At 68.6% G+C, this 4,660-nt stretch carries 3 protein-coding genes; 2 read left to right on the forward strand and 1 reads right to left on the reverse strand.

Features of this window, described 5'->3' with window-relative positions:
* Positions 1 to 91: 91 nt before the first annotated feature.
* The gene (locus tag AC27VN_RS33305; RefSeq protein WP_208513835.1) at positions 92 to 2,707 is read right to left on the reverse strand and encodes an LPS-assembly protein LptD; all 2,616 of its coding nucleotides are present in this window, start codon (positions 2,705 to 2,707) and stop codon (positions 92 to 94) included.
* Positions 2,708 to 2,942: 235 nt separating this feature from the next.
* Between AC27VN_RS33305 and AC27VN_RS33310 the strand changes: the two genes are divergently transcribed.
* Positions 2,943 to 4,061, forward strand: a complete 1,119-nt coding sequence (locus AC27VN_RS33310; protein ID WP_490879325.1) for an aminoglycoside phosphotransferase family protein — start codon at positions 2,943 to 2,945, stop codon at positions 4,059 to 4,061.
* 87 nt (positions 4,062 to 4,148) lie between these two features.
* On the forward strand, positions 4,149 to 4,660 hold a 512-nt coding region (locus tag AC27VN_RS33315), incomplete at its 3' end, for a 16S rRNA (uracil(1498)-N(3))-methyltransferase (RefSeq protein WP_490879326.1).

Below are 4,660 nucleotides of genomic sequence, written 5' to 3' on the forward strand. Positions count from 1 at the left end.
GCTGGGCGCCGGCAGTTGCGGCCAGCGCGGCGAGGCAGGCCAGGCTGAGAATGGAACGGATGTGTTTCATGGCGTTGCTCGGTCTCTCGTCTCAGTCGTAATTGGTGAAGCGGCTCGGCCCTTCGACCGGTGTGCGCAGGGGCTGGTAGCGTTGGATGTTGGTGCGCAGCGCCTGCATCGGGCTCGAGCCGATGGCGGCGAAACCGACGAATTCGAGCTGGAACATGATGCGGGTGTTGGCCGTCACCTGGCCGGTGCTGACGCGCTGCAGCACCACGCGCCCGATCCAGCAGCAGCCGTCGTATTCGACGCCGAGGACGCCGTCGGTGAGCTTGCGGTCCTGCAGATCGTAGTTCAGCCGGCCCACCGCGTACCAGCGTCCGCCGCCCTGGCCCTTGCCGGGACCGAGGTCCTTGCCCTTGTCGCCCCAGAAGTCGTTGAGCGGCCATTGCCAGCCGACGTCGATCGACTTGCTGCCGTCGTTGACGGTGGTGGTGTTCGGGTTGAGCGCCTTGGCCGCGAGGTAGGCGTCGCTGGGCGCCTGGTAGCGCAGCGCGATGTTCACGTTGTGATAGGGCGCCGGGTTGTAGCGCGCGCTGATGGCGCTGCGCGTGGACTTGCGGGTGTCGGGGTTGTACTGGATGACCGTGTCCAGGCTCCACTTGGGCGTCCAGTTGATCTGGCCGCCCAGCAGCAGGTCGCTCGCGCGGTCCGTGACCGGATTCGCGCCCGGCAGCGTGACGCGCTGGTCGGCGAAGCGCAGGCGCTGCGCGACGCCGAAGCGCGCGGCCTCGGCACCGGTATCGGGGTCGATCAGCCGCGAGGTCACGCCCATGGTGAGCGTGTTGGTGTCGGAGATGCGGTCGTTGCCCGAGAACGCGTTCTCGGTGTAGATGGTCGCGAAGCTGAAGTCGTTGGCGGCCGTGTCGTAGTTCGGCAGCTTGCTCTGGTCGCGGTAGGGCGTGTAGACGTAGTAGGCGCGCGGCTCCAGCGTCTGGCGGAAGGCGCGGCCGAAGAAGCTCGCGTCGCGCTCGAAGATCAGGCCGCTGTCGAGGCTGAAGGTCGGCACCGTGCGGTTCGACGAGGTGGGCCAGAACACCGGCGAGCTCGGGTCGTACGGAATGCCGTTCACGTACTGCACGCCGTTGAGCGTGAGCTTCGGGATGTCGGCCTGCGGCACGTAGTAGCTGTACGAAGTGGCGTGCAGCTGCACCTTCGGAATGACGAAGGTGCTCGGCGTGATGAAGGGCCGGCTCAACGCCGCCACGGCATACAGGCGGTCGCCGTCGGGCTGCGACTGCTGGATCGCGTCGTAGCCGGGCTGGCCGGCGGCGATGCGGTTCACGCGAAAGCGCGTGTAGTCCGTGGTGAAGGAGAAGTCGAAGCCGCCCCAGTCGTACTTGTTGTAGTTGGCCGTGATCTGCGGCATCCGGTCGTACGACGGCACGATCGGCGCCAGGCTGTACTGCAGCGTCTGGTAGCGCAGCGCGCGCACCACGCCGCTCCAGTCGCCCTTGCTCCAGTTGAGCGAGGCGTCATTGGGCAGCAGGCGCTGCGACAGCGTGGGCGTGCGGGTGAAGTCGCGCCAGTAGTCGTCGTCGCTGACGCGGTTGATGTTGATGGTGGCCGAGAGCGAATCGAGGCCGAGCGCCTTGGCATCGAAATTCTGGTGGTGGTTGGCCCAGATGCCCCAGCGCTTGGAGCTCGGCTGCGGTCGCAGGTCGAGGTCCTTGGCCTGGATCTGGCCGTTGGCCAGCTGCTGCAGCTGCGAGGCACGGGCTTCGTTGAAGCGCTGGCCCAGCAGCCGGTCGCTGCCCATCAGGTCGAGCCGGATCGTGCCGTTGTATTCCTTCTCGAGATAGCGGAATTCCGAACCCAGGTTGATGCCGCGCTTGGACATCAGCGTCGGCGTGATGGTGGCGTCGCGGTTCGGCGCGATGTTCCAGTAGTACGGCTGCGAATACTCGATGCCGTTGGTGTTGTCGATGCCGATGGTGGGCGGCAGCAGGCCGCTCTTGCGCTCGTTCGACAGCGGGAAGCTCAGGCTGGGCAGCGCCGGCGTGGTGATGCCCATGAAGCTCATCCGCGCGTCCTTGGCGACGCCCACGTTCTCCTCGGTGTCGGTGGTGAGCGAGGCGGCGGTCAGGATCCAGGCGGGCATCCAGCCGGGGAAGTCCTCGCGGCGGCAGGTGGTGTAGGTGGCCTGGCGCGCGACCGACACGTTGGTGTCGACGAAGTCGATGCGCTGCGCGTCGCCGTGCCCGCCATTGGCGAGGAAGGAGTAGCGCACGTTGTTGAAGAAGCCCTCGAAGGTCTCGAGCTTGAGCTCGAGCTCGGGGCCCTCGTAGACGTTGCCGGCCTGGTTGACGCGCACGTTGCCCGTGGCACGCGCGCGGTCGTCGGGCTGGTAGTACTCGAGGCGGTCGGCGGTGATGGAAGTTTCGCCGCGCCGCAGGCTGGCATTGCCTTCCACCACGGTCTCGAGGTCGGGCCGGCCCGAGATGCGGTCGCCGCTCACGAGGCTGGGCAGCTGGCTGCGCAGCAGCGGCGGAATGGTCTCGGCGAGCTGGGGCGTGCGCTTGAGCGTGAGCGGGCCGTCCAGGCCCGTTCCCTGCGCCGACGCGCCATGCGCGTGCAGCAGCGCCAGCGTCAGGAGGGCCAGCGGCAGCGGCGGGCCGGAACGGCGCACGTCGACTCGTCGGCTCATCAGGCCTCCCGCCGATCCGTTCCGAGAAGAGCCCGGCGTCCTCCCGAGGAAGGCAGCGAGCGCACAAGGTGCCAGGCGTCGGGGCATGGATTCGTAGGCATCGGTTCGGACAAAGGAAACGTCGGGGGAGGCGGCGCGGCAGGCCGGCCGGTTGCAGGAGCCGGCGGCGAACCGGTCCGATCGGGCGCCGATCGCAGAGGTTGCCGTGCCAGGCGGTTTGTAGAATCGATTATCCATGACAGCACCCCCGCCCCCGGCCTCCACGGCCCCAGCCCTCCATGGGGCCATTTCCTGGACTGATCCGCAACGGGCCGAAGCGTTCCGGGGTTGGCTTGCCGGCATCGCGACGGCGCATCGCCTGTTGCCCGACACCGTGCGGCTCGCCTCCGCCGACGCGAGCTTCCGCCGCTACTTTCGCGTCGACGGCGCCGGCCCCGAGGGCACGCGCATCGTGATGGACGCGCCGCCCGACAAGGAGAACAGCGCGCCCTTCGTCCAGGTGGCGCAGCTCATGGCCGAGGCCGGCGTGCATGCGCCGCGGGTGCTCGAATGGGACCAGGCCCACGGCTTCCTGCTGCTCGACGATCTCGGCCGCCAGACCATGCTCGAGGTGCTCGACCCCGAGCAGCCCGACACCAGCCGCCCGCTCTACGACCAGGCGATCGACGCGCTGATCCGCTGGCAGCTCTCGTCGAAGCCCGGCGTGCTGCCGCCCTACGACCGGGCGCTGCTCGAGCGCGAGCTGTCGCTGTTTCCCGAGTGGTATTTGGGCCGCCACCGCGGCGTCGCCATCGAGGGCAAGCTGAAGGAACGGCTGGAGCGCAGCTTCAAGCTGATCGTCGACAGCAACCTCGCCGCGGCCAGCGTCTACGTGCACCGCGACTTCATGCCGCGCAACCTCATGGTGGCGCCGGGCGACACGCTCGCCGAGCGCGCGAAGACGCCGCTGGGCGTGCTCGATTTCCAGGACGCCGTCTACGGCCCGATCACCTACGACATCGCTTGCCTGATGCGCGATGCCTTCCTGAGCTGGGACGAGGAGTTCGTGCTCGACATCACCGTGCGCTACTGGCAGAAGGCCCGCAAGGCCGGCCTGCCGGTCGACGAGGACTTCGGCGCCTTCTACCGCGCGGTCGAGTGGATGGGCCTGCAGCGCCACCTCAAGGTCGCGGGCATCTTCGCGCGGCTCACGCTGCGCGACGGCAAGCCGCGCTACCTCGCCGACACGCCGCGCTTCATCGCCTACATCCGCGCCACCGCCAGCCGCTACAGCGAACTCACGCCGCTGCTGCGGGTGATCGACGAGGTCGAGGGCACGACCGCGACCATCGGCTTCGCCTACGGCCGGGTCTGATCGCTGAAGAAGCGCTGAACGGAATCTGAAGAAAGAGACGCTGTATCGCCCATGCAACATGGGAATGCAGCTACGAATCTCATAGCAATGCCGCGTTTTTACTGCTCCGTTCCCCTGCATGCCGGCGCCACGCTGGCGCTGCCGCCCGGTGCCGCGCGCCACGTGCAGGTGCTGCGGCTGCAGCCCGGCGATGCCATCACGCTGTTCGATGGCAGCGGCGGCGAGTACGCGGCCACGGTCGAGCGCATGGGCCGCAGCGAGGTCAGCGTGGTCGTCGGTGCGCACACTGCGCGCGAGAGCGAGGCGACGCGCGCCGTGCACCTGGCGGTCGGCATGCCGGCCAACGAACGCATGGACTGGCTGGTCGAGAAGGCCACCGAACTCGGCGTGGCGAGCATCCAGCCGCTGGTCACGGCGCACGGCGTGTTGCGGCTGGCCGGCGAGCGCGCCGAGAAGAAGCGCGCGCACTGGGAGGCCATCGCGATCGCGGCCTGCGAGCAGTGCGGACGCAACCGGGTGCCGGTGATCCATCCGGTGCGGCCGTTTTCCGGCTGGCTCGATGCGGCGCCGGATGACGGCGGGCACGGCCCGGCACTGCG

This window comes from Variovorax sp. 20P10.2.4 (assembly GCF_058244205.1).